A 23,233-nucleotide genomic window follows, 5' to 3' on the forward strand; every position below is an offset into this window, starting at 1 on the left:
TGTGCGCCTGGGACGGGGTGCGGGGATGGTGAGGTGGGCGCGGGCTGCGACCGTACCCGTGGTCCTCGTGGTGTTGATCTCGCTGTCCGGGGTGGTTCTCGGGCGGATCTACGCCGACGGCCTGCTCCTGCAGCTCGTGGCCGGGGCGGCCGTCCTGTCGGTCGGCGCGGGTGCCGCGACCCGGCGGCTGCCGTCGTGGACCGTCGCGCCGCTGTCCGTCGTGCTGCTCGCCGGGTACACGCTGCTCGCGCTGAAGGTGGCCGCCGGTCGCGCCGGGGTGCCGGACCCGCTGCCGGAGGTCGTCCGGGACGCGCTGGCCAACGGCATCCCGCGCCTGCTCACGGCCATGATCCCGATCGAGTCCACGCCGGACACCGTGGTCGTGCCGGTGGTCGCGGCCTGGCTGGCCGGGCTGGCGGCTCACGAGGTCGCCGCGCGGGCGGGGCGGGTGCTGCTCGGATGCGTGCCGGCCGCGGCCCTGTACGGCGGCGCGCTCTACGTCGTCGGGCCCAACGCGGGGTCGGCCGGCCGGGCGACCCTGGCGTTCGCCGCGCTGGTCGTGGTGGCGCTCGCCGTCACCGCCCGTCCCGCCGCCGGGCCGTCGCTCGCCGGCGTACCCCCGGCGGCCCGCGCGGCCGTGCGGGGCCGCGCGCTCGCCGGCGCGGCGACCGGCCTGGTGGTCCTGCTCGGCCTGGTCGCGGCGGTCGGCCCGTGGGTCGGCGGCCGGGTCTCCGCCACCCCGGTCGACCCGCGACGGTACGTGCAGCCGCCGCAGGTCGACAGCCTGGACGAGAGCCCGCTCAACCGGATCTCGGGCTGGGCGCTCGCGCCGAAGCAGAAGCTGCTCGAGGTGGGCCCGTCCGCCCCGGGCGCCGGGCGGGTGCGGCTGCGGCTCGCGGTGCTGCCCGACTACGACGGGATCACGTGGCGGGTCGGTGCCACGTACCGCAACGCGGGGCGGGTGTTGCCGTCGCCGCCTTCCGACCCCGGCGTGCCGGTCAAGCGGATCACGCAGCGGATCACCGTACGGGCGCTGACCGGTCGCCTGCTGCCGGTCGTGCCCACCCCGACCGGCGTGGACGGCACGCGGATCGCGTACGACGCGGCCAGCGGCACGGTGATCCGGCCCGAGGAACTGGCGCCGGGGCTGAGCTACACCGTCACTTCCGCGGCGCCGGAGCCCGACTACAACCTGCTGCCCACCGCCGACGCCCCGTCCGGCGATGCGGTGGCGCGGTTCCTCACCGTGGGCGCCGGGGTGCCCGACTCCGTCCAGCGTCTCGCGGACCAGCTCGCCGACGGGAACGGGGCCGCGTACGACCGCGCCGCGGCGATCGAGGAGTTCCTGTCCGAGCACTACCGCCAGGTGCCGGACGCGCCGAGCGGGCACGCGTACCCGAATCTGTCGTTCTTCCTGTTCGGCCCGCGCGGCCAGGGCGGCCAGCGCGGCACGTCGGAGCAGTTCGCGGCGTCGTTCGCGCTGCTCGCCCGGCTGACCGGCCTGCCGTCGCGGGTCGTGGTCGGGTTCGACGCGCCGAAGGCGGGCGGCCCGGTCACCGCGGGCGACGCGGTGGCCTGGCCGGAGGTGCTCTTCGACGATCTCGGGTGGGTGGCGTTCGACCCGCTGCCGAAGAGCGACGAGAAGCCGCGCCCGGTCGAGGACGACTTCACCCCGAAGCCGTCGACGCCCCCGCCGACGTCCGAGCCGCCGCCGCCCACGGACACCGCCAGCGCCTCGGCGCCGCCCGCTCTCGCCGAGCCCCCGGCGCCGGCGGCGGGCGGCATGTCCCGGGCCGTCGTGGCGTCCGGCGCGTCGGGGTCGCTTCTGCTGGCCGTGGCCGCCGCCGCGCTGGCCGTCGTCCTGCTGCGCCGCGGCCTGCGCCGGCGGCGGCTGACCGCGGGTGGGCCGGCCGAGCGGATCACGGGTGCGTGGTTCGAGTTCACGGATGCGTTGCGGCTGGCCGGGCGGCCGGTGCCGGGGCATCTGGCGGCGACGGAGGCGGCGGCCTGGGCCACGGCGTCCCCCGGCGAACCCGAGCCGCTGCGACCTGCCGTTCCCCCGGCCGGCTCGGACCTGCCCCCGCTGGACGAGCTGGTCACGGCGGTCAACACGGTCGCGTTCGCGCCCGGCGCCGCGGACGACGAGCAGGCGCTGCGGGCCGGCACCCAGGCTGTCGCGTACGCCGACGCGGTGCGCGCCCGGCTGCCGTGGTGGAAACGGGCGTGGTGGAGCGTGCACCCGGGTCCGCTGCGGTGGCACCGGAAGTGAAGGGGAAGTGAACCGGGGCGGTTCCTGGGTACAAGACCGGCCATGAAGCTCGGCCTGCGGCTGACCACGGCCGCCCTGCTCGCCGTCGCGGTGCTCGTACCGTTCGCGCTGCTGGCCGTCCTCGTCGTCGGCGGCTGGGCCCCGCTGCACGACGGCGACGCCGCGATCACCGACGCCCTGCACTCGTGGGCGCTCACGCATCCGGGCTGGCGCAACGCCGCCGTGTGGTGGACCAACATCTTCGGGCCGACGCCGCTGCGGGCCGCCGCGCTGGGGCTGGTCGTGTGGCTGCTGGTGCGCCGGGCCAAGCGGCTGGCGCTGTGGGTGGTCGTCACCATGGTCACCGGCGGTGTGCTGGGGGCCGTGCTGAAGCTGCTCGTCGGCCGGAACCGCCCGGACCTGCTGGACCCGGTGGCGCGGGCGACCGGGTATTCGTTCCCGTCCGGGCACGCGCTGAACGCCGCGCTCGCCGCCGGGGTGTTCGTGCTGGTGCTGCTGCCCGTGGTGCGGCGGCGGTGGGTGCTGTGGACCGGCGCGGCCCTCGTCGCCGGCCTGACCGGCCTGACCCGGATCTTCCTCGGGGTGCACTGGACCAGCGACGTGGTCGGCGGCTGGCTGCTGGGCGTGATGGTGGTCGCCGCGACGGCCGTGGCGTTCACCCGGCGCAGGCTGGACTCCGTCGTGGAGCAGGGCGTGGAGCCGGCCGTCGCGGACTCGCCCGAGGCCGCCGGGTCCAAGTGATGCGCGGGGATGCGTAACGGGAGCGTCGTTCGGGTAAGACCGCCGCCATGTCGGATGTCGCGGTTCAGGTGCTCAAGCGGGTGCTGCTCCCCGTCGCTCTGTTGTTCGGCGTGATGGTCGCGCTCGGTCTGCTGATCACGAAGGTCATGCTGCACGTGTGGCCGCTGACCGCCGAGGACTCGATCAACCGGGAGCTGGAACGCGACCGTACGGGCGAGGGCAACGCCGTCTCCGGGTTCTTCAGCATGGTCGGCAGCACCCCGGTGATCATCGGGGTGACCGCGCTGGCCGCGATCGTGCTGCGGCTGACGCTCAAGCGCTGGCGGGAGCCGATCTTCCTGTGCACGGCGGTCACCGCCCAGGCGCTCGTCTTCTTCCTCACCACGCTGGTGATCGACCGGCGCCGGCCGTCCGTCGGCCACCTGGACAGCTCGCCGCCGACGTCCAGCTTCCCGTCGGGGCACACCTCCGCGTCGGTCGCGCTCTACGTCGGGCTCGCGCTGGTGCTGTCGCTGCTGGTGCAGCGTACGGGCCTGAAGGCGGCCTGCTGGCTCCTGGTGCTCGTACCGGTCGCGGTGGCCGTGGCCCGGATGTACCGCGGCATGCACCACCCCACCGACGTGCTGGCGTCCTTCCTCAACGGCGCGGTCTGCGTGTGGGTGATGGCGCGCGCGTTCCTCGACCGCAGCGTGCGCTGGGCCCGGGAGCACAACCCGGCGCGCCGCCTCGCCCACGGCTGACGCCGCACGCCCCCTGCCGGCGGGTTGATCTGGCAGGATCCCGGGGATGTTGCTGCGGCGTGCGCGGGGGGCGTCGGCGCTCCTGCTGGCCGCGGCCGGTGTGGCGCTGACGGCGGCGACGCTGCTCGCCGCGCTGACCGTGTACAGCCGCGCGGTGAGTGAGGCAGGCGTACGGACCGCCGTGGCCGCCGCCGACCCGGCCGAGCTCTCGATCCTCGTCCGCGGCTCGGCGGGCTCCGACCCCGCCCGGCAGCGAGAGTGGGACGTCGAGCTGCGCCGCGCGTTCGGTGGCGGGCTGGGCGGGGTGCCCGTGGGGATCAGCGGTGCCGAGTACGGCGCGGGCTGGGCGTTCGCCGGTCCCGCCGGTGGTGCGCGGCCGGACTCGTCCGGGGTCGCGTACGCGTCGGTCCTGCGCCTAGACGATCTCCCCGCCCACGCCCGGCTGACCGCCGGCCGGTGGGCCTCCCCCGGCGCGTCGCCCGTGCAGATCACGCTCGCCGAGCCGGTCGCGCGGCTCCTGGGCCGGACGGCCGGGGACCGGATCCGGCTGGCCGACCGCCGCACCGGGCGGATCACCGAGGTCGTGGTGGCCGGGGTGTGGCGGCCGGGGAACACCGGCGATCCGTACTGGCGGCTGGCGCCCGAGGTCCTGACCGGGGTACGCCCGCAGTCCGCGACGTACGGGCCGCTCGTCGCGGAACCGGCTGACTTCGGGGCGCACTTCGCCTCCTCCGCGTCCGCCGCGTGGCTGGTGCACCCGCGGCTCGAGGCGGCCACGCTCGACGAGCTGACCCGCGTCGCCGCCGCGGCAGCAGCTGCCGGGACGGGGCTGCCGGAGCCCCGCGGGCTGGACCAGTCGAGGTCGGCCGAGACCGGCCTCCCCGCGCTCGCCGCCCGGCTGACGCGCGCCGATCTGGTCGGCCGGTCCACGCTGGTCACCCCGGCACTGCTGATCATCGTGCTGGCCGGGTACGCGCTGCTGCTGATGGCGGTCCTGCTCGGCGAGGACCGGCGCGGCGAGACGGCGCTGCTGCGGGCCCGGGGTGCCTCGCGCGGCCACCTGGCCGGGCTGGCGGTGCGGGAGGCGCTGGTCGTCGTGCTGCCCGCGGCGGTGCTCGCCCCTGTGCTCGGGGTCGGCCTGGTCGCGCTGGCGAGCCGGGTCCCGGCGCTGGCCGCCGTGCTCGAGCTGCGTCCCCGGCTCACGGCGTCGACCTGGGTGGTGGCGGCGGTGGCCGCGGCGGGGTGCGCGCTGGCCGTCGCGGGACCGGCCGCGCGGCGCGGTCGCGGGTACGCCGCCGAGCTGGCCGCCCGCTCCCGGCCGCGTACCCGGTCCGTGGTGCTGCGCGCGGGCCTCGACCTCGTGCTGCTGGCATTGGCCGTGCTGAGCTGGCTGCAGCTGCGCCAGTACGCGTCCCCGCTGTCGGCCACGGGTTCCGGGGGTGGCCTGGGCATCGACCCGCTGATCGCCGCGGCGCCGACGCTGGGCGTGGTCACGGGTGCCGTGCTCACGCTGCGGCTGTTGCCCCCGGCGGCCCGGCTCGCCGCGCGCCTCGCGGAACGTGTCTCCGACAGCGCCGCCGTGTTCGGTGCCTGGCAGGCCGGCCGCCGCTCGCATGCGGGCCCGATGGTCCTGGTGGCCCTGGCTGTCGCCGCCGGAACGGTCTCGTGGTGCCTGGCCGCCACGTCCGGGCGTTCCGCCGCCGACCAGGCTGATCTGCGTACGGGCGCCGACCTGCGGGTGGTCGAGGCCGGCGTCCCGCCCACGGACCGGCCCGCGGTGCTCGCCGCGTTGCCGGGAGTAACGGCGGCGCTGCCGGGCGTCCGCGCCGACGTTCCTCTCGCCACGGGCGGACCGGCGGCACAGCTCGTCGCGGTGGACGCGGTGACCGGGGCCCGGGTGGTGCGCCTGCGCGACGACCTCGCCGGTGGCGACCCGGACGCACTGTGGCGCAGGCTGGCCGCCGCCCGGCCCGCACCGGCGTACGCCACTGTGCCGCGCCGGGGCACGGTCATTGCGACTGCGGGCGTACGGACGACGGCTGTGATCGCCGACCCCACCGGCGTGCAGGCGCGGATACCGGTCGAGCCGGACACCGGCGGCCGGTTCACGCTGACGCCCCCACCGGGTGCCTGGTCCCTGGCGGGTTTCCTGGTCGAGGCGCCCGCCGCGGCGCCCGGGTTCACCGTGGACTGGCGGATCGAGGGGCTGGACGTGCCGCCGGCCGCACGGGACTGGCAGACGGCGGACCGGGCGTCGACGGGACCGGTGGCGCGGCCCCGCCCCGGCGCCCTGACGGCGACCTACCGGGTGCCGCGGTCGGGCCGGGTGGACTTCGCCGTCGTCCCGGCCACCTCCGCGCCGGTCCCCGTGGCGGCCACCCCCGCCGCGCTCGCCGGGCTGCGGCTGCGGACCGGGCAGTCGACCACCCTGACCGTCAGCGGCGTACGGGTCGACGTCACCGTCGTCGCCACGGTCGCCGCCGTACCCGGCACCGAGGGCGAGCCGGCGCTGCTGGCCGACCTGCCCTCGCTCAACGATCAGTTGCTGGCCCGGCGCGGCGTCGTCCCCGTGCCCCGGGAGTGGTGGCTGGCCACGCGGCCCGCGGAGCACGCCGGCGCGGCGGCCGCCGCGGCCCGGCTGGACGGCGTGGAGCTCGTCGACCGGCGGGCGCTGGCCGCCGCCGGCCGGGATCCGTTCGGGGCCGGCGCCCGCGGCGCGCTGTTCGGCGCCGCCCTGGTCGCCGTGCTGCTGGCCGCGGTCGGGGCGGCGGTCGACGTGCAGGCCACGACCCGGCGCCGGTCGGACGAGCTGGCCGTGCTGCACGCCCTCGGCGCGAGCCCCCGGCTGCTGACCCGGTCCCTGCTCGTGGAGCAGGGGTTCCTCGCCGGGATCGGCGCGCTCGCCGGGCTGCTGGCCGGGGTGCTCGTCGCGATCGCGATGGCGCCGCTGCTGGTGCTCACCCCCGCCGCTGAGCGGCCGGTGCCAGTGCCGCTGGCGGACGTCGAGTGGGTCCGGGCCGCCGGCACCGGGGCGCTGCTCGTCGTCCTCGCGCTCGCATTGACCGCCCTGGCCGGGGCGGGCCTGAACCGCCGGCTCGCAGCAGGTCCGCTCAGCGTGGGGCAGGACCGGTGACCGCCGTGCTGCACCGCGCCCGCGCGTACGCCGGGGAGCTCGCCCTGCTCGCGCTCCTCGCCCTGGTCGCCACCCTGCTGGTGAGCGGGGTGCCGAAGCTGGCCAACAGCTACACCGACGCGGGCCTGCGCGCCGACATCGCCCGGCTGCCGGACACCGTCCGCGACCTGACGTTCCGCAGCGTGCCCGCGGGCTTCGCGCAACGCCCGGACGAGGACGTCGTCCGGGACGGCGCCGACCGGCTGGACGCCTACCGGGAGCGGCTGCCCGCGCCGCTACCGGGCCTGATCGGCGAGCAGTGGTACACCGCGCGGCTCGGGCCGGCCGGGGTCAGCACCGGCGGCGACGCGGCACCGTTCTCCGACAAGTGCCCGCCGAGCCTGTCGGTGCGTACGGTGACCGGCGCCGACCGCGCGATCCGGCTGGTGGAGGGCCGCGCACCCGCCTCGTCCGGCACGATCGAGGCGACCGTGGCGCGCCCGGCGGCCGCCGCCGTCGGCCTGCGGGTCGGTTCCACGTTCACGCTGACCGGCTCGCAGGGCACCGTGCCGGTCCGCGTGGTCGGCATCGTCGAGCAGCTCGACCCCGCGGCGGCGATGTGGTCCGGCATGCCCCTCACCCGGACCGCCTGCCCGAACCCGGGCGACGGCGCGGTCGTGCAGGCCGGTCTGCTCACCGACCCGGCCGGCATCCGGTTGGCCGCCGACCGCACCGACGACGTGGTGCACGAGTGGCGGTACCGGCTGAACGAGGACCGTCTGTCGGCCCGGGACGTGCCCGCGCTCACCGCGGCCGTGGCGTCCGCCCGGCGCAACGCGCCGCCGCTGACCGTCCTCGCCGGCGACCTCGAGGCGGCGCTGGGCCGCTACTCGCGGGAGCAGAGCGCCGTGGCCGCGCTGCTGGCCGTCGTGCAGACGGGCGTCCTGGCGACCCTGCTGGGCCTGACGGCGCTCGCCGCGGGGCTGGTCGCCGACCGGCGCCGCGCCGAGTTCGCCCTGATCCGGGCGCGCGGCGGCGCCGCCGCGACCATCGGTGGACGGCTGCTGACCGAGACCCTGCTCGTCGTGCCGGCCGCCGTGCTGGCCGGCCGGCTCGCCGCGGCCCAGCTGCCCGGCCGCGCGCCCGCGCACGGATGGCTGCCGCTGCTGGCGGTGGCCGCCGTGGCGACCCTGACCGCGCCGGTGCTGGCCACGGTGACGCAACGGCACCCGGCCTTCACCGGCCGGCGGCGTGACCTCGCCCGGTCCCGCCCGTCGGCGCGGCGCCTGGTCGCGGAGGCGTTCGTGGTGCTGCTGGCGGTGCTCGGCGTGCTGCTGGTACGCCGTCGCGGCCTGGCCCCCGGCGACGCCGTCGACCCGTACCTGGTGGTGGTGCCGGTACTGCTCCCGGTGGCGGCGGCGCTGATCGTCCTGCGGCTGCTGCCCTGGCCCCTGCGGCTGGCCGGCCACCTGGCCGCGCGCTCCCGGGGCGCCGTGCCGTTCCTCGGCCTCGCGGGGGCGGGGCGCGGCTCACCGGTGCACGTCGCGCCGCTCGCGGTGCTCGTGGTGGCGGTCGCCACCGGCGTCTTCACCGGCACGGTGACCGGCTCGATCGCCGACGCCCGCGACCGCGCGACGGACCTCGAGGTGCCCGGCGACGTGCTGATCACCGGCGGCGGTTTCGGGCCGGGCACCGGGCAAGGGCTGGCCGCCGTACCCGGCGTGCGGGCGGTGGCGCCGATGTGGTCGGACACCGCGTCGCTGGACCCGGCGCGAGGCCAGGTGCGGGTGCTCGTCGTCGACGGCCCGGCCCTGGACCGGGTGCTCCGGCACAGCCGCAACGACCTCCGGCTGCCGTCCGCGCTGACCCGGCCCGTCCCCCGCGGCGGCCCCGTGCCCGCGCTGGTCTCGCCGGACCTCGCGTCGCAGATCGGCGACGACAGCACGGTGGACGTCCAGGGCACGGAGTACCGGTTCCGGATCGCCGCGGTCGCCACGGAGGTGCCGGGGCTGGGCGTGGGTGCGCAGCGGTTCGTCGTGCTGCCCGCGGGTGCGCTGCCCGTACCGGCCGGGCGGCCCCTGTGGTTCAACCGCTTCGTCGTCGCGGGCGCCGGCGCGGACCCCGCGGCGCTGCGCCGGGCCGGCGACGCCGGGCAGCTCGGGTACCTGACGGGCGGGCTCGGGCGAGCGCCGGCGGACTGGGCGCTCCCGCCGACGACCGTCACGACCTGGGACGGCCGGCGGGCGGAGCTGGAGGACAACGGCGTCAACCGGGTGCTCAGCTTCACCTTCGCCGCGGGTACGGCCGGCGCGGTCCTGCTGGCGCTGCTGGCCGTCGCGTTCGCGGTGCTCGCCGGCGCGCCGGGCCGGGGCGTCACGCTGTCCCGGCTGCGCACCCTGGGGCTCTCCGCGGCGCACGGGCGCCGGCTGCTGCTGTACGAGCTCCTGCCGCTGCTCGCGGTCGCGCTGCTCGCGGGTGGCCTGATCGGCGTCGCGCTGCCGCGGCTCCTCGGGCCCGCGCTCGGACTGTCCGGATTCACCGCGGGGGTGGCGACCCGCGAACGCATCGATCCCGCGCTCGCCGGCGGCGTGCTCGCCACGGTGCTGCTCGCCGTCGGAGCGGCGCTGCTGGTGGAGAGCCTCGCGAACCGCCGGATGCGGCTGGGCGAGACGCTGCGGCTCGGAGAGGAGTACCGATGACCGAGGACCTCGCCGGCCTGGAACGCCGGGCGGCGCAACGGGCGGCCGCCCGGGCGGGCGGCGCGGACCGGCTGGCCGGGCACATCGTCTGCGACGGCCTGGTACGGATCTACCGCACCGACGGTGTCGAGGTGGTCGCCCTGCAGGGCCTCGACCTCGTCGTGGACCGCGGGGAGCTGGTGGCGATCGTCGGGGCGTCCGGCTCCGGCAAGTCCACGGTGCTCAACATCCTGTCCGGGCTCGACGTACCCACCGCCGGGGTGGCGCGCGTCGCCGGGTACGACCTGCTGACCATGTCGGCGAAGAGCAGGCTCGCGTACCGGCGGCACACCGTGGGCTTCGTGTGGCAGCAGACCGCACGCAACCTGCTGCCGTACCTGGACGCGCGGGAGAACGTGGAGCTGCCCGTACGGATGGCCCGGGGCAGTCGCCGCGCGGCCCGCGCCCGTGCCGGGGAGCTGCTCGAGCTGGTTGGGCTGGCCGACCGCGCCGACCGGCGGCCCGGGCGCCTCAGCGGCGGCGAGCAGCAGCGCTGCGCGGTCGCCGTGGCGCTGGCCAACGACCCGGAGGTGCTGTTCGCCGACGAGCCCACCGGCGAGCTGGACGAGGCGACCGCGGCGGAGGTCTTCGGCGCGCTGCGGACCGTGAACGCCGAGCTGGGCGTCACCGTGGTGGTCGTGACCCACGACCGCGCCGTCGCGGGTGAGGTGCGCCGTGCCGTCGCGATCCGGGACGGCCGGACCGCCGCGGAGGTACGCCGCTCCGCGCGCCGCGCCACCGACGGCACGGAGGAGCTGGTCAGCGAGGAGTACGCGGTGCTGGACCGCGCCGGCCGCCTGCAGTTGCCGGCCGCGTTCGTCGAGGCGCTGACGCTGCGCGACCGGGTACGGCTGACCCTGGAACCCGATCACGTGGCCGTACGGCCCGGCGAGGAGCGCTGATGCCGGACACAATCATCCGGGTCACCGGCGTGGGGCGCGACTTCCCGGCCGGCGACGGCGTCGTGCACGCGGTCCGCGGCGTGTCGTTCACCGTGGCGCGTGGCGAGCTCGTAGCCGTCCGCGGCCGGTCCGGCGCGGGCAAGTCCACCCTGCTGAACCTGATCGGCGGGCTGGACCGGCCGACCGCGGGCCGGGTAGAGGTGGCCGGGCACGACGTGGGCGCGGCCGCCGAACGGGACCTGCTGGAGCTGCGCCGCTCCACCATCGGCTTCATCTTCCAGTCGTTCGGGCTGATCCCCATCCTGTCCGCGGCCGAGAACGTCGGCGTGCCGCTGCGGCTCGCGCGCCGCTCTCCCGCCGAGCGCGAGCAGCGGGTCGCGGTGCTGCTGGAGCTGGTCGGGCTGGGCGCGCACGCGGCGCAGCGGCCGTACGAGATGTCCGGTGGCCAGCAGCAGCGCGTCGCGGTGGCGCGGGCGCTCGCGAACGATCCGCAGGTGCTCATCGCCGACGAGCCGACCGGTCAGCTGGACTCCGACACCGGCCGCTCCATCATGGACCTGCTCCGCGCGGTGGTCGACGCGCGCGGGATGACGGCGCTGGTCGCCACCCACGACCCAGGGCTGATGGACCGCGCCGACCGGGTTCTCACCCTGCGCGACGGCACGCTCGTGGAGGAGGGTCAGTAGGAGAACGGGTCGTAGCCGTCGTTGTTGCACGTACGGCGCTGAGCGATGCAGTTCCGGACGCGCTGGTTCATCGCCTGGACGTTCCACATCACGAACGCGTCGCCGTGCATCGAGGAGGCGCTGCGCCCCGCCGGGTCGGACGAGAGGTAGTAGCCGGTCTTCGTGCCCGTCGCCCCGTACGCGATGTCGAAGGTCAGCGCCGGGATCCGTGCGGGGTGACCGGCCGGGCAGCCCTGGTCGGTCCCGAACGCCATGTGGTCCTTGTGGTTGGGGCTGTCCAGGTTCTTCCCGTCCCAGCAGTCGGGGAACTGCAGCATGAAGTGGAGTTTGGCCGGCTTGCCGCAGATGGGCCAGTTCCCGTTGTCGCTGCGGGCGTACCCGTCGATGTCCCCCGGCCCGTAGAAGGCGCAGTAGAACTGGCCCTGCGCGCCGCGCGGGGTGGGTTGCTTCTTCTTGGCGTCACCGGCGATCAGGCGCAGGCCGTTCGGCATCGGCATGATGCCGTCCGAGTTCCTCCTGATCGACCGGTAGTAGACCCGGAAGCCGGTGGTCTCGACCGGCTTCTTCGTGGCCGCCTCGTAGAGGGTGGGCACCCAGTAGGCGGAGTGGTCCACGACCGGCTTGCAGGTCGTGGCGGTGAACTTCATCAGATCACCGGCCTTCGTGTACGCATCCACGCGCTCGTTGCCGACGAACGAGTGCATGTGCGAGGCGCCCGGCAGCCCCGGGAAGACGATCGGGTCGTCCGCCTTCCGATGGCTGTACCGGCAGTCGGCGCGAAACTCCGGCAGGTTGCCCGCATTGCCGGCGGGCTGGGCCTTCGTGGCCTTGTAGCGGGCCACCTGCGCGTTCCACGCGGCCCGGTCGACGGGAATCCAGCCGTTTCCGGAGGCCTGCCGGGAGACGGGCGACGACGCTGAGGCCGGGGTCGACGCCTTCGCCAGGACGGACGGCGATGGCGACGGTGCCGCGGAGCGCGGGGCCGGCGGGGTGGCTTGCGCGGCCACGGCCGGCCCGGATGTGGCCGGCCCGGACACGGGCCGCTGGGCCGGCTGATGAAACGACACGGCGGCCGTCGCGATGAGCAGGACCGCCCCGCCTGCGGCGGCGACGACCACGCCGCGCCCGCGCCGGGCGTGACGGCCGGTACGCTGCGGCGACGGGTTCTCGACGGGCTTGCGGAAAGTCGGCACGGCGGAATGGTAGGTGGCTCCTGGCCTGCGCCGGGAGGCGCTTAAACCGCAGCAAAGAATGACTGTCCTTCAGGTCAGAATCCGCGAGAAAGCGTTAGCGGCGGCCGCCTCGACGCACGCACTCCGAGAGGCTGGCGCGGGCCGGATACGTTTCCCTGCGTGGAGGACCTGAGACGCCGGCGGACGAGGACGATCGGTATCGCGGCCGTCGGCGCCGTGGTGCTCGCGGCACTCGGTGGCCTCGCCGTGCATCGGATGGAACCGGCCGGGGACTGCACGGTCGAGCAGCTCGCGCTGCCGCCGGGCGACCCGTACAGCATTGTCTTCGCGATGGATCCGGCCGCGCGCTTCGTCGTCGGCCGGACCCTGCGGGAGGCCGGCACGTCCCGCCTCGATCTGGTGATCTGGGACGGCGGCGAGCCGCGCCGGGTCGAGCTGCCGGGCGAGGGCCAGGTGCCGCGCGGCGTCAACGGGAAGGGCGTCGTGGTCGGCACCACGGAGATCCACTCGGCCGCCGGTCCGATCGCCCTCCGGGCCTGGGTGTACCGGGACGGCGGCGTGGCGCTGCTGCCCGGCACCGAGGTGACCGAGGCACTGGCCGTCTCCGACGACGGCATCGTGGCGGGCACCGACGGCAAGCGCCCGGTGCTCTGGCGTCCCTCGGCCGCTGCACCGTCGCCGCTTCCGCTGCCCGCCGGCGGCCCGTCCGAGGGGAAGGCGTACGGCATCAGCGCCGACGGGCGGACGATCGTGGGCGTGCTCGGCGCCGGGCTGACCCACCCGTACGTGTGGCCGGCCGGCGGCGAACCGCGGGAGCTGCCCCTGCCGGTGATCGACGGCGAGCCGGCGATGGGGGCGATCGCCCAGTCGGTCACCGGTGACTGGGTCGCGGGCATGGCCACCACGCGCAGCGACGACGGCGGCGTGCCGGTGCGCTGGAACCTCCGCACGGGCGAGGCGCAGGCGTTCCCGAAGTACGGCCTCGCGGGCGGCACGGTCAGCGCCGACGGCCGCCTGACCGCCGCGGGTGGCGGTGGCCGCGCCGTGCTGCTCGGCGCCCGGAAGACCACGACGCTGCGGCGGCTCGGCGACGCCACCGGTTCCCGGGACATGGCCGAGGCGATCAGCCAGGACGGCCGCAGCATCGCCGGTAACGCGGCGTCGGCGCCCGTCGTCTGGCGCTGCTAGGACAGGTTTTCGACGGTCAGGGACACGTGCCGTTCGAGCAGGGTCGCGGCCAGGTCGGCATCACGGGCCAGGGCCGCCTCCTCCAGCTGCCGGTGCTCGGTCAGGTGGTCGCGGTCCGGGGCGCGCCGGGTCGACCACTGGCGGGCGAGCTCGCCGGCCAGCCAGAGGCGGTCGAACATCTCCAGGAACACCGCGTTGCCGCTGCCCTCCAGCAGGGCCCGGTGGAAGTCGTGGTGTGCCCGTGACCACTCCGGACTGACCTGGTCGTCGCCGGGCCGGTACGCCGGGGTGCGGCTCAGCTGGTGATGGGCGGCCCGGACGCGCGTCTCCCATTCCAGGTCCCCGCGGGCGATCGCCAGGCGCAGGGCGGCCGGCTCGAGGGCGCGGCGCGCCTCGGCGATGTCCTGCCAGCGCCGGTCCGACAGCGCCGGTACGGCGAACCCGCGGTTCGTGAGCCGGTCGGCGAGCCCGTCACCGACGAGGCGCACCAGGGCCTCCCGCACCACCGCGAGGCTCACGCCGTGCGCCGCGGCAAGTTCCTGCGGCTTGAGCGCCTCCCCCGGGGCGAAGTCGCCGCGCAGCACCGCCTCCCGCAGCGTCGCGTACACCCGGCCGGAGAGCATCTCCTTCATGCCCGAACTATAGACCATCTCGCAGATAATCGATTATCAGTGCTACTGTCGATCGCGCTGAGACCCCACCGGAAGGGACCACCCTGATGAACGACCCGTTCGCCCGCCTCCCCGAGGCGGCAACCTTCACCGTCACCAGCACCACCGTCACCGACGGGGCGCCGCTCGGCCGCCCGCAGTACTCGGGGATGTTCGGCATCCCCGGCGGCAAGGACATCTCGCCCCAGCTGTCGTGGTCGGGCGCCCCGGAGGGCACCAGGAGCTACGCCGTCACCGTGTACGACCCGGACGCGCCGACCGGCTCCGGCTTCTGGCACTGGGCGGTCGCGAACATCCCGGCGACCGTCTCGGCACTGCCGGAGGGAGCGGGCGACGACACCGGCACCGACCTGCCCCACGGCGCGTTCCAGCTGCCCAACGACGCGCGGCTGGCCCGGTTCATCGGCGCCGCGCCGCCCGCCGGGCACGGCCCGCACCGGTACGTCATCACGGTGCACGCCCTGGACACCGAGGACATCGGCGTCCCCGCCGACGCGACCCCGGCGAACCTCGGCTTCACCATGGCCGGCCACATCCTCGGCCGCGCCACCCTGACGGCCACCGGCGAGACCCCGGCGCCCTAGGGAACGCCCGGCCGCCACTGCACGAGCGCGGCCGTCGCGTCGTCGCGCAGCTCGCCGTTCTCGTACGAGACGATCGTGTGGATCAGGTGGCGCATCAGCTCCGGCGCCGGGACGTCGCGGCGCATCTCGGCGCGGACGAACGCGGCCAGCCGGTCCTGTCCGAACAGCTCCCCGTCGGCCGAGCGCGCCTCCGTGATGCCGTCGGTGTAGAGCACCAGCGCGTCGCCCGGCTCCAGCATCACCTCGGTGACGCCGGGCGGCCGGGGCAGCATGTGGCCCAGGCCGAGCGGCAACGCGGTCGGGGTGGGCAGCGCCGGCATCGGCCGGTCGCCGCGCAAGTGCAGCTCGGCGGGGTGACCGGCCGCGATCCGGCGGTACGCGCCGGTCGTCGTGTCCAGCTCGGCCAGCACCGCGGTGACGAACGCGCCCGGGTACTGCGCGCGGATCCACTTGTCGATCGACCGGTACGTGTCGGCGAGCCCGAGCCCGCAGCGGCGCGCGTTGCGGTACGTGTTCAGCGTCAGCGTGGTCAGCGCGCTCGCCCCGATGCCGTGGCCCACGGTGTCGAAGAGCGCCACGTGCACGAGGTCACCGTTCGCCGCGTAGTCGAAGGCGTCGCCGCCGACGTCGTAGCACGGCTCGAGGACCGCGGTGACCAGCGTGCCGTTGGCCGCGAACGTCAGCGGCGGCAGCTGGTTCCAGATGATCTCGGCGGCGAGCTGCATGGGCTGGCGCCGGCGCGTCAGCTCGACCGCGTCGCCGTAGAAGCGCCGGCTGGCGATGAGCTCCGCGACCAGGGCCGCGATCGCCTCGAGGTCGCGGCGCAGCGGCTCGCCCGGGTCGGCGTCGAGCCAGACCTCGAGCACGCCGAGACGTTCCGCCCCGTGCAGCAACGGCACCCACAGGCAGGGCTCCGCGTACGCCGTCCGTGTCGTGCTGAAGGCCTGCCCGGCCGGCGTGTCGTCGACCTTGCGCGGCGCGCTGTCCGAGGCGGTCCCGTGCAGCGGCCACAGCGAGATCTGCTCGTAGTCCACCATGAGCGCGGTGATCCGGGCGGCGCCCAGCAGCGGGGCCACCGCGTCCAGGATCGGCGGCAGATCCTCCGGCCGGCTGCGGTGGCGCAGATCGAGCAGACGTCGCACCGCTTCCATGGGGTCGGCCATGCCTTGCTCCCTTCCCCAGGCACCGGTGCGCTCAACCACCGCGCCTTCCGGTTAGGCTCACCTAACATCGACAGGGGGTGGGGTGTGGCGGAGCCGGAGTCGCTGACCGAGCTGCTCGGTGGCCGCCGGGCTGCCCTGGACGCTACCGCGCCGCCGGTGGCGTTCGTCGCGGGGTGGCTGCTCGGTGGACGGTCGCTGGGCGCCGGCGCGGCCGCCGCGGTCGTCGCCGCGCTGATCGTGGCGCTGTGGCGGCTGCGGCACGGGGACCGGCCACGGGCCGTACTGCTCGGGCTGCTGGGCGTCTGCGTCGCCGCCTTGATCGCCCTGCGGACCGGGCGCGCCGAGGACTTCTTCCTGCTGCAGATCGTCGGCAACGCCGCAAGCGCGCTGGCGTGGACGGTCAGCATCGTGATCGGGTGGCCGCTGCTGGGCGTCATCGTGGGGGCGGTGCTCGGGCAGAAGACGCGGTGGCGGCGCGATCCTGCGCTGCTGCGGGCGTACCGTCGCGGCAGTTGGGTCTGGGTTCTGCAGTATGTCGTGCGGCTGGCGGTGTTCGTGCCGCTGTGGGCGGCGCACGCCGTGGTCGCGCTGGGCGTCGCGCGCGGGCTGCTGACCTGGCCGCTGGTCGCCGCCTGCCTGGCCGTGAGCTGGTGGGTGATCCGGCGCAGCCTGCCGGCGGGCCATCCCGGGCTGCGCCATCCGCGGACGGGCGCGGCGGACGCCCAGCCCCGGTCAGCCGCGGCCGGCGCCGACCATCTCGGGTGAGTCGACGTCCCCGCCGAAACCCTGCCGCTGCATCGCGCCCCACACCGCCTGCCGGCCCCGCACCGCCCCGAGCACCCCGGCGATCTGCCACACCGCCAGAATCTGCCGGTAGCCGAAGTTCTCCAGCACCGCCGCCGCCACCCCGCGGGCCATGTCGCTCCATCGGGGATAGCGGTGGAACGACACCTCCTCGATGAACAGCGAGACCAGGCTGACGAGCAGGCCGTAGCCGTACGCGACCAGCACGAAGCGCCAGGCGAAGCCGACGTCCACGGCGCCGATCCACAGCCCGAGCGGGAGCAGGACGACCGCGGCCAGCTCCACGAACGGCGCCAGCAGCTCGAACAGCACGTAGTACGGCAGCGCGAGCAGGCCGATGCGGCCGTACCGCGGGTTGAGGATCATCCGGCGGTGCTTGCCGAGGATCTCCGCGATGCCCCGGTGCCAGCGGCGGCGCTGCCGGCCCAGCACGCGCAGCGACGCGGGCGCCTCGCTCCAGCTGACCGGCTCGGCGACGAAGATCACGCGGTAGTCGTGCCGCCGCGTCTCCCGCAGGTGGTGGTGCAGGCGGACGACCAGCTCGGCGTCCTCACCGATCGTCTCCGGGTCCAGCCCGCCGACGGCGACGACGAGGTCACGGCGGAACACGCCGAACGCGCCGGAGATCACCACCAGGCCGCCGAGGCGGGACCAGCCCGTACGGCCCATGAGGAAGGCACGCAGGTATTCGACGACCTGCACCCGTACCAGCCACTGCCGCGGCATGCGGACGTCGACCACGCGGCCGCCGACCACCCGGCAGCCGTTGGCGATCCGGACCACCCCGCCGCACGCCGCGACGCGCAACGGGTCGTCACCGAACGGCTTGGCGACCGACAGCAGCGCGTCCGGGTCGAGCACCGAGTCGGCATCGACCATGCAGACCAGCGGGTGCCGGGCCAGGTTGATGCCGACGTTGAGCGCGTCGGCCTTGCCGCCGTTGGTCTTGCGCACCACGGTCAGCGTCTGCGGGTTCGCGCGGGCCACGTGCACCGAGAGCACCTGCGACCGGTACGGCACCTCCGACGGCACCACCCGCGGCACCTCGACCAGGTCGAAATGGGCCCGCAGCTGCTCGAACGTGTCGTCGGAGGAGCCGTCGTCCACGACCACGACCTCGTAGCGCGGATATCGCAGCGCGGTCATCGCCTGCACCGCCGCCACGATGCTCGCGCCCTCGTTGTGCGCCGGCACGATCACCGACACCGGCAGGGTCAGCGGGCTGCGGAACATGTCGTCGGCGCCGGCGAACGGCACCCGCCGCAGGTGCCGGGCGAACTCCAGCCCCGCCATCACCATGAGCACCAGGTAGCTGCTGTTCAGCGCGACGAAGTACCCGAAGATCGCGAGGTCGGTCCCGCGCAGGATCTCGCGGACGATCCCCTCGCTCACGCGGCGGCCCCCACCCGCTCGCCCCGCAGCACCTCGGCCATGGCCAGCGCCTCCCGGGCGTGGGCGGCAGCGCCGGAGAACCGGGTGTGTGCCCCCGACCGCTCGGCCTCCTCGCCGTCCACGACCTCGCGCAGGGCGTCGATGCCGGCCGGGCCCAGCCGGCGCAGCGCGTGCGCCGCCTCGTGCGCGACCTGGTACGCGTCGTCGCCGAGCACCTCCACCAGCGCGGGTACGGCCGCAGCCGCCCCGAGGTCACCCAGCGCCCGGGCGGCGGCGGCGCGCAACGGGGTGGGCCGGGACCCGCGCAGCGCCTGACTCAACGGCTCCAGGGCGGAGCGGGTACCGAGCTTGCCGAGCGTGGTAGCGGCGGACACCCGGACGTCGAGGTACGTGTCGTCGCTCAGCACCCGGGCGATGCGCTTCACCGAGCCGGCGGCACCGAGCAGGCCGAGCGCGTCCAGGCAGACCGCGCGGACCCGGGCCTGCGGGTGATCCAGGGCGGCGGACAACGTCACCTCCGCCTCGGGCCCGAGCTGCACCAGCGTGTGCGTGGCCAGCAGCGACGGTACGGGGTCGGAACGGTCCAGCGCCGCGATGATCCTCCAGGCGGCCGACGGGTCGCCGATGCGGCCGAGCGCGCGGACGGCGACGACCCGTACCTCGGCGTGCCGGTCGGTGAGCAGCCGGCACAGCTCCGGCACGGCCCGGCGCAGCTCCAGGTCGCCGAGGACCTGCGCGGCCCGGGCCCGGCGGACGCGGCTGCGGCTGCGCAGCCGGCCGAGGGCGGTACGCGCGGCGCCACGGCGCAGGAACACCGAGACGAGCCCGAGGTGAGCCTCCCCGCGAAGCTTGCCCAGCAGCGCGAGCGCGTGCGGCTCGGCGGCCCGCCAGGCGTCGTCGGGGATCGCGACCAACTCGTCGCCGCCCTCCTCGCCGTTCTCGGCCACGAAGGCGAGCAGCGCGCGCCGCGGCTGGGCGGCGAGCCGGGCGAGCGTACGCTGCCGGCGCCGGCGGCTGAGCCGGACGACGACGATCGCCAGCGCGGTCACCGCCACGATCCCGGCCAGGACAGCGATGACGACCGTGAACAGCCACAGCATCAGCCGGCCACCCGGGCCAGCGCGGCCTCGACGCGTTCGAGCAGCTCGCGCGGGCTGAACGGCTTCACCACGTAGTCGGTCGCGCCGGCCGCGTACCCCTGTTCCAGGTCCTGCGGGCGGGCCCGCGCGGTGAGCAGGATGATCGGTACGTCCGCGGTCAGCGGGCCGGCGCGCAGCTCGCGGCAGACCTCGATGCCGGACATCCGCGGCATCCGCACGTCGAGCAGCACGAGGTCCGGCGGGTGCGCGCGGGCCTCCCGGAGGGCCGAGACGCCGTCCGCGACCCCGATCACGGTCAGACCGCCCTTGGCGAGCTTGTACGCCACCAGGTGCCGGATGTCCGGATCGTCCTCGACGAGCAGGATCGTGCTCACCCGTCCCCCCGGTTGCCGAGCCGATCGCTGACCTGCCCAACATATCCGTTTTGCACGCTCCGGTCGGACCGAACGGGAGCAATGCGGTAACCGGGAACCGGGTCCCTCAACCGCCTCCCCACGGCGTCCGATAGAGGCTCCGTGCACATCACCCGGTGGTTCGGCTCCCCTGGCCGGCGCGGCTTCGCCGTCGCGGGCGCCGTGCTGACCCTGGGGCTGGGTACCGGGGCCGCCGCGGCCACCGGACTGGCCGACGCCCATCGGGACGCGGCCGCCGCCACCCTCGAGCTGCGGACCGCGACCGTACGCGGCGCCCTCGACACGACGTTCCAGCACTACGCCGACACCGTCGAGGCGATCGTCGCGGCCGCCGCGACCCTGCCTCCCGCCGGCCTGGCCCCGACCGTGACCCGGCTGGTCGCCGACCCGCCCGCGGGCGCGCAGCAGATCGTGCTGATCGACGCCAAGCGGGCCGTGCTCGTCCAGCGCAGCCTCGACGGCACCACCCCGGCGCCGCGTACGCACCTGGACCCGGAGCCCGCCCTCGCCGCCGCCCTGGACCGCTCCCGGGACACCGGCCGTCCGGCCGCCGGCCCCGCGCACGTGCTGCCCGCCGACCGCGACCTCCCGCCCGCCCACCGGCAGCAGGCCTTCGACCTCGTCGCCCCGGTGCACGACGGCACGTTCCGCGGCTGGGTCGTCGTCAGCGTCCGCGCCGGCGACCTGCTCGTCGAATCCCTGCGCGCCGCCGGGGTGACCGGCGTGACCGCCTCCCTGACCTCGACCGGCGCCGAGGGCACCGCCCGCGAGCTCGCGCGCTGGCCGTCCGGCGCCCCGCTCGACGGGACCGGCGCCACGATCGACGTGGCGCTGGCCGGCCACACCTGGCAGGTGCTGGTCCAGCCGGTGCAGGAGACCGCCGTGGACGCCGCCGCGACCACCGCCATGCTCGGCGCGGTGACGCTCAGCTTCCTGCTCGCCGGCACCGTGCTCGCCGCGGAGACGCGCCGGCACAAGGTCGCGGGCCGGGTCCGCCGCTACTCCCCCGCCGGGCAGGACCGGACGCAGGCGACCGCGCTCACCGACGCCGCCCCGACCAACTTCGCCACACTGACCGACTTCGCGGCGGTGGCCGGCGAGCATCTGCTCAGTCCGCTGCACGCCATCGCCGGCTACAGCGAGCTGCTCCGCGAGGAGACCGGCCCGCACCTGGACGAGGCGTCGCGCGGGTTCCTCGACCGCATCGGCGGCAACACCCGGCGCCTGCTGGGTACGGTCGACGAGCTGGTCGCGTACGCCTCGGCCAAGGACGCCGCGCTCAAGCCGGAACCGGTCGACACCACCACGCTGGCCCTCGGCGTCGTCGCGGCCCGCCTCGACGCGATCGAGGGCCGGCGCCCCGGCATCGACGTCGGGGACCTGCCCCCGGTTCTGGCCGACGCCGAGCTCCTCGGCGAGGTCCTGGGCCGGCTCGTCGACAACGCGGCCCGCTTCGTCCGCCGGGGCGCGACGGCCGGCATCACGATCGGCGCGCGCGAGCACACCCCCGGCTGGTGGCGCATCGAGGTCGCGGACCGCGGGATCGGCGTACCGGACGACCACCGCGCCCGCATCTTCGCCCCGTTCCACCGGGCACCCTCCGCGCACGGCTACCCCGGCCCGGGCCTGGGACTCGCGGTCTGCCGCACCATCGTCGCGCGCCACGGCGGCGAGATCGGCGTCGACCCGAACCCGGGCGGCGGCAGCATCTTCTGGTTCACCGTGCCGGCCACGACGGCGACCCCGGCGCCCGGCCCCGAGCTGCTCGCCGCCGACCTGACCTGACCCGGCCCGCCGCCGTGACCGGCGCACCGAAGCCGGTGGGTGGCCTAGTCTCGACGGCATGGTGGCGCAGGCGAGCAGGCTCAGGAACGTCCGGTACGACATCCGCGGCCCGGTGCTGCGGCGGGCTCAGGAGCTGGAGAGCGCCGGCCATCGGATCCTCAAGCTGAACCTGGGCAACCCCGCGCCCTGGGGGCTCGCCACGCCGGAGCCGATCGTCGCCGACATGGTGCACAACCTGGCCGACGCCGAGGGCTACAGCGACGCGCGGGGCATCTACTCGGCCCGGGTCGCCGTTGCGCAGTACTACCAGACGCTCGGCGTGGAGAGCGTCCAGCCCGACGACGTGCTGCTGGGCAACGGCGTCTCGGAGCTCATCGTGATGTCGTTGCAGGCGCTGCTCAACACCAGCGACGAGGTGCTCGTGCCGAGCCCGGACTACCCGTTGTGGACGGGCGCGGTGACGCTGTGCGGTGGCCGGCCGGTGCACTACCGCTGCGAGGAGTCGCTGGGCTGGGAGCCGGACCTGGAGCACGTCGCGGCGCAGGTCACGCCGAACACCCGGGCCATGGTGATCATCAACCCGAACAACCCGACCGGCGCGGTCTACTCGCGGGAGACGCTGCTGGGCCTGCTCGACATCGCCCGCCGGCACGATCTGCTGGTCCTGGCCGACGAGATCTACGACAAGATCCTGTACGACGACGCCCGGCACGAGTGCGCGGCGGCGCTCGCCCCGGACCTGCTGGTGCTGACGATGAGCGGGTTGTCGAAGACGTACCGGGCAGCGGGTTTCCGCTCCGGCTGGATGGCACTCAGCGGCCCGTTGCACCGGGCCACCGAGTACGTGGAGGGGCTGCAACTGCTGGCCAACATGCGGCTGTGCCCCAACGTTCCGGCGCAGCACGCCGTGCAGACCGCACTGGGCGGCTTCCAGAGCATCAAGACGCTGATCCGCCCGGGCGGGCGCCTCTACGAGCAGCGCAACCACGCCTGGCGCAAGATCAACGAGATCCCCGGCGTGGACTGCGTGAAGCCCGAGGGCGCCCTGTACCTCTTCGCCCGCCTGGACCCCGAGGTCCACAAGATCCGCGACGACCAGCGCCTCATCATCGACCTGCTGGAGCAGCAACTGATGCTGCTCTCCCACGGTACGGGCTTCAACCTGCCCACCCCGGACCACATCAGGATGGTGTTCCTGGCACCGGTCGACGTCCTCGACGACGCCACCGACCGCCTGCGCCGCTTCCTGGAGACGTACCGTCAGTAGGGGGTAGATCGAACTCAGCGATCGTGCGGAACCGTTGCGCTGAGTCCGAGAAGATCCCACCGGTTCCCGGCGATGTCGAGGAAGACGGCGACCCGGCCGTACGGTTCGGCACGAGGACCACGGACGAACGTCACCCCCGCCTCGGTCATCCTCCGGTACGCCGCATCGAAGTCGTCTACCCGAAGAAAGAACCCGACCCGGCCGGCCACCTGATCACCGACGGCCGCGGCCTGGCGTTCCCCGTCCGCACGAGCCAGCAGAAGCCCCGTCTGCGCACCCGGAGGACGAACAACCACCCACCGCTTGGGCCGCCCGTCATTGGTGAGCGACGGCGAATCCTCGACGAGCTCGAAGCCGAGCACCCCGGTGAAGAAGGCGATGGCGGGGTCGTACTCGTCAACGATCACGGCAACCAGATCAATCCGCACCGCGACAGCGTAGGCACTTGCCGTACCGACCGCCTCCACGCCCGCCGACCAAGTCAT

19 protein-coding genes are annotated in these 23,233 nt (G+C 75.3%); 12 read left to right on the plus strand and 7 right to left on the minus strand.

The genetic code is table 11. The features are described from left to right. The first annotated feature begins 25 nt into the window (after positions 1-25). From IT780_RS31730 to IT780_RS31760, 7 genes are read left to right on the plus strand one after another with little or no spacing between them, the layout of a single operon-like run. Positions 26-2,269 carry a transglutaminase TgpA family protein gene (locus IT780_RS31730; RefSeq protein WP_233413829.1) on the plus strand — a complete coding sequence of 748 codons (2,244 nt, stop codon included), beginning with the start codon at positions 26-28 and terminating at the stop codon, positions 2,267-2,269. Between the two features lie 42 nt (positions 2,270-2,311). Continuing rightward, on the plus strand, positions 2,312-3,010 hold the full coding sequence (locus IT780_RS31735; RefSeq protein ID WP_199515510.1) for a phosphatase PAP2 family protein: 699 nt from the start codon (positions 2,312-2,314) through the stop codon (positions 3,008-3,010). A gap of 47 nt (positions 3,011-3,057) precedes the next feature. Further along, the gene (locus IT780_RS31740; RefSeq protein WP_199515511.1) at positions 3,058-3,750 is read left to right on the plus strand and encodes a phosphatase PAP2 family protein; all 693 of its coding nucleotides are present in this window, start codon (positions 3,058-3,060) and stop codon (positions 3,748-3,750) included. Positions 3,751-3,796: 46 nt separating this feature from the next. Then, positions 3,797-6,883 carry an ABC transporter permease gene (locus IT780_RS31745; protein WP_199515512.1) on the plus strand — a complete coding sequence of 1,029 codons (3,087 nt, stop codon included), beginning with the start codon at positions 3,797-3,799 and terminating at the stop codon, positions 6,881-6,883. Then, positions 6,880-9,561 carry an ABC transporter permease gene (locus tag IT780_RS31750; protein ID WP_199515513.1) on the plus strand — a complete coding sequence of 894 codons (2,682 nt, stop codon included), beginning with the start codon at positions 6,880-6,882 and terminating at the stop codon, positions 9,559-9,561. The genes IT780_RS31745 and IT780_RS31750 overlap by 4 nt, the downstream gene beginning before the upstream one ends. Continuing rightward, complete coding sequence (locus IT780_RS31755) at positions 9,558-10,502, plus strand: ABC transporter ATP-binding protein (protein WP_199515514.1); 945 nt, start codon at positions 9,558-9,560, stop codon at positions 10,500-10,502. Before IT780_RS31750 ends, IT780_RS31755 begins: the two co-directional genes overlap by 4 nt. Then, positions 10,502-11,188 (plus strand): ABC transporter ATP-binding protein, encoded by a 687-nt coding sequence (locus IT780_RS31760; RefSeq protein ID WP_199515515.1) that lies wholly within the window; start codon positions 10,502-10,504, stop codon positions 11,186-11,188. The genes IT780_RS31755 and IT780_RS31760 overlap by 1 nt, the downstream gene beginning before the upstream one ends. On the opposite strand, the gene IT780_RS42270 is transcribed toward IT780_RS31760, so the two are convergent. Beyond that, complete coding sequence (locus tag IT780_RS42270; RefSeq protein ID WP_199515516.1) at positions 11,182-12,381, minus strand: DUF1996 domain-containing protein; 1,200 nt, start codon at positions 12,379-12,381, stop codon at positions 11,182-11,184. The genes IT780_RS31760 and IT780_RS42270 overlap by 7 nt on opposite strands. A gap of 159 nt (positions 12,382-12,540) precedes the next feature. Here IT780_RS42270 and IT780_RS31770 point away from each other — a divergent pair, with 159 nt between their 5' ends. Next, on the plus strand, positions 12,541-13,569 hold the full coding sequence (locus tag IT780_RS31770) for a hypothetical protein (RefSeq protein ID WP_199515517.1): 1,029 nt from the start codon (positions 12,541-12,543) through the stop codon (positions 13,567-13,569). On the opposite strand, the gene IT780_RS31775 is transcribed toward IT780_RS31770, so the two are convergent. After that, positions 13,566-14,201, minus strand: coding sequence for a GntR family transcriptional regulator (locus IT780_RS31775; protein ID WP_199515518.1), 636 nt, complete (start codon positions 14,199-14,201; stop codon positions 13,566-13,568). The two genes, IT780_RS31770 and IT780_RS31775, sit on opposite strands and share 4 nt — an antisense overlap. 86 nt (positions 14,202-14,287) lie before the next feature. Here IT780_RS31775 and IT780_RS31780 point away from each other — a divergent pair, with 86 nt between their 5' ends. Further along, entirely contained in the window at positions 14,288-14,824 is a 537-nt protein-coding gene (locus tag IT780_RS31780) for a YbhB/YbcL family Raf kinase inhibitor-like protein (RefSeq protein ID WP_199515519.1), read from the plus strand. Here the strand turns inward: IT780_RS31780 and IT780_RS31785 are convergent. Continuing rightward, on the minus strand, positions 14,821-15,987 hold the full coding sequence (locus IT780_RS31785; RefSeq protein WP_199515520.1) for a PP2C family protein-serine/threonine phosphatase: 1,167 nt from the start codon (positions 15,985-15,987) through the stop codon (positions 14,821-14,823). The two genes, IT780_RS31780 and IT780_RS31785, sit on opposite strands and share 4 nt — an antisense overlap. A gap of 84 nt (positions 15,988-16,071) precedes the next feature. On the opposite strand from IT780_RS31785, the gene IT780_RS31790 reads away from it, so the two are divergent. Continuing rightward, positions 16,072-16,752 carry a DUF3159 domain-containing protein gene (locus tag IT780_RS31790; protein ID WP_199515521.1) on the plus strand — a complete coding sequence of 227 codons (681 nt, stop codon included), beginning with the start codon at positions 16,072-16,074 and terminating at the stop codon, positions 16,750-16,752. On the opposite strand, the gene IT780_RS31795 is transcribed toward IT780_RS31790, so the two are convergent. The 3 genes from IT780_RS31795 to IT780_RS31805 are packed head-to-tail and all read right to left on the minus strand — an operon-like array spanning position 16,720 to position 19,657. Then, entirely contained in the window at positions 16,720-18,183 is a 1,464-nt protein-coding gene (locus IT780_RS31795) for a glycosyltransferase family 2 protein (RefSeq protein ID WP_307831488.1), read from the minus strand. The genes IT780_RS31790 and IT780_RS31795 overlap by 33 nt on opposite strands. Then, entirely contained in the window at positions 18,180-19,283 is a 1,104-nt protein-coding gene (locus IT780_RS31800) for a HEAT repeat domain-containing protein (protein ID WP_199515522.1), read from the minus strand. Before IT780_RS31800 ends, IT780_RS31795 begins: the two co-directional genes overlap by 4 nt. Next, positions 19,283-19,657 carry a response regulator transcription factor gene (locus IT780_RS31805; RefSeq protein WP_199515523.1) on the minus strand — a complete coding sequence of 125 codons (375 nt, stop codon included), beginning with the start codon at positions 19,655-19,657 and terminating at the stop codon, positions 19,283-19,285. The genes IT780_RS31800 and IT780_RS31805 overlap by 1 nt, the downstream gene beginning before the upstream one ends. Before the next feature lie 141 nt (positions 19,658-19,798). On the opposite strand from IT780_RS31805, the gene IT780_RS31810 reads away from it, so the two are divergent. Next, positions 19,799-21,481 carry a sensor histidine kinase gene (locus IT780_RS31810; RefSeq protein WP_199515524.1) on the plus strand — a complete coding sequence of 561 codons (1,683 nt, stop codon included), beginning with the start codon at positions 19,799-19,801 and terminating at the stop codon, positions 21,479-21,481. Between the two features lie 58 nt (positions 21,482-21,539). Then, positions 21,540-22,748, plus strand: a complete 1,209-nt coding sequence (locus IT780_RS31815) for a pyridoxal phosphate-dependent aminotransferase (RefSeq protein ID WP_199515525.1) — start codon at positions 21,540-21,542, stop codon at positions 22,746-22,748. 14 nt (positions 22,749-22,762) lie between these two features. On the opposite strand, the gene IT780_RS31820 is transcribed toward IT780_RS31815, so the two are convergent. Beyond that, positions 22,763-23,176, minus strand: coding sequence for a VOC family protein (locus IT780_RS31820; protein ID WP_199515604.1), 414 nt, complete (start codon positions 23,174-23,176; stop codon positions 22,763-22,765). Positions 23,177-23,233: the final 57 nt, after the last annotated feature.

It is taken from the genome of Nucisporomicrobium flavum (assembly GCF_016464385.1).
GTDB lineage: Bacteria > Actinomycetota > Actinomycetes > Mycobacteriales > Micromonosporaceae > Actinoplanes > Actinoplanes flavus_A.

Bases quoted from the DNA above. Each gene is read 5' to 3' on its own strand.
- IT780_RS31760 (WP_199515515.1), top strand. From the start codon at position 10,502: ATGCCGGACACAATCATCCGGGTCACCGGCGTGGGGCGCGACTTCCCG.
- IT780_RS31780 (WP_199515519.1), top strand. From the start codon at position 14,288: ATGAACGACCCGTTCGCCCGCCTCCCCGAGGCGGCAACCTTCACCGTC.
- IT780_RS31800 (WP_199515522.1), bottom strand. From the start codon at position 19,283: ATGCTGTGGCTGTTCACGGTCGTCATCGCTGTCCTGGCCGGGATCGTG.
- IT780_RS31745 (WP_199515512.1), top strand. From the start codon at position 3,797: ATGTTGCTGCGGCGTGCGCGGGGGGCGTCGGCGCTCCTGCTGGCCGCG.
- IT780_RS31755 (WP_199515514.1), top strand. From the start codon at position 9,558: ATGACCGAGGACCTCGCCGGCCTGGAACGCCGGGCGGCGCAACGGGCG.
- IT780_RS31815 (WP_199515525.1), top strand. From the start codon at position 21,540: ATGGTGGCGCAGGCGAGCAGGCTCAGGAACGTCCGGTACGACATCCGC.
- IT780_RS31740 (WP_199515511.1), top strand. From the start codon at position 3,058: ATGTCGGATGTCGCGGTTCAGGTGCTCAAGCGGGTGCTGCTCCCCGTC.
- IT780_RS31730 (WP_233413829.1), top strand. From the start codon at position 26: ATGGTGAGGTGGGCGCGGGCTGCGACCGTACCCGTGGTCCTCGTGGTG.
- IT780_RS31775 (WP_199515518.1), bottom strand. From the start codon at position 14,201: ATGAAGGAGATGCTCTCCGGCCGGGTGTACGCGACGCTGCGGGAGGCG.
- IT780_RS31735 (WP_199515510.1), top strand. From the start codon at position 2,312: ATGAAGCTCGGCCTGCGGCTGACCACGGCCGCCCTGCTCGCCGTCGCG.
- IT780_RS31785 (WP_199515520.1), bottom strand. From the start codon at position 15,987: ATGGCCGACCCCATGGAAGCGGTGCGACGTCTGCTCGATCTGCGCCAC.